This window comes from Rhodoplanes sp. SY1 (assembly GCF_046000175.1).
GTDB lineage: Bacteria > Pseudomonadota > Alphaproteobacteria > Rhizobiales > Xanthobacteraceae > Rhodoplanes.
Map to the genome: position 1 here is coordinate 1 of NZ_JBEOMB010000164.1, position 859 is coordinate 859.

At 71.4% G+C, this 859-nt stretch carries 1 protein-coding gene; it reads left to right on the top strand.

Annotated elements, in window-relative coordinates:
* Positions 1-85 precede the first annotated feature (85 nt).
* The gene (trbF, locus tag ABTU92_RS26825; RefSeq protein ID WP_408094649.1) at positions 86-772 is read left to right on the top strand and encodes a conjugal transfer protein TrbF; all 687 of its coding nucleotides are present in this window, start codon (positions 86-88) and stop codon (positions 770-772) included.
* Positions 773-859 lie beyond the last annotated feature (87 nt).

Consider the following 859-nt stretch of genomic DNA (forward strand, 5'->3'; position numbering starts at 1 on the left):
ATGGCGCCTCGGTCGCCGCGCACGCCGTGCGCTCCGGTGACCACGGCGGTGGCGGCAGCTCGATTCCCTTGTCGGAGGATCGCCGATGATCGCCTTCCGCCGTCCCTCGGTGCGTTACGGCCGCACGCCCGAGCCCGAGACCCCGTACCAGAAGGCCGGCCAGGTCTGGGACGAGCGGATCGGCTCCGCGCGCGTCCAGGCCCGCAACTGGCGGCTCATGGCCTTCGGCAACCTCGCGCTGGCCGGGGGCCTTGCGATCGGCCTCGTCTGGCAGCACGCCCGCGGGGCCGTCACCCCCTGGGTCGTCGAGGTCGACCGGCAGGGTCGGGCCCAGGCCGTCGCCCCGGCGCTCGGCGACTATCGCCCCAGCGACCCGCAGATCGCCTGGCACCTCGCCCACTTCATCGAGAACGTGCGGGCGCTCCCGGCCGATCCGGTCATCGTCCGCCAGAGCTGGCTCGCGGCCTACGACTTCGTCACCGACAAGGGCGCGCTCGCCCTCAACGACCATGCCCGGGTCCACGATCCCTTCGCCAGGATCGGCAAGGTCCAGGTGACGGTCGAGATCGCGAGCGTGGTGCGCGCCTCGCCCGACAGCTTCCGGGTCGCATGGATCGAGCGGCGCTACGAGAACGGCAGCCTCGCCGTGACCGAGCGATGGGTCGCCATCCTCACCATCGTGCTCGACCTGCCGCGCGACGCCGAGCGGCTGCGCAAGAACCCGCTCGGCATCTACGTCCATTCCCTCGCATGGTCCAAGGAGCTCGGCTGATGCGGCCTCGTTCGCTCGTCCTCTGCGTCGTCTCCGCATCCCTGCTCGCGGGCTGCGCGACGTTCAAACCACCCGGGATCGCGTATG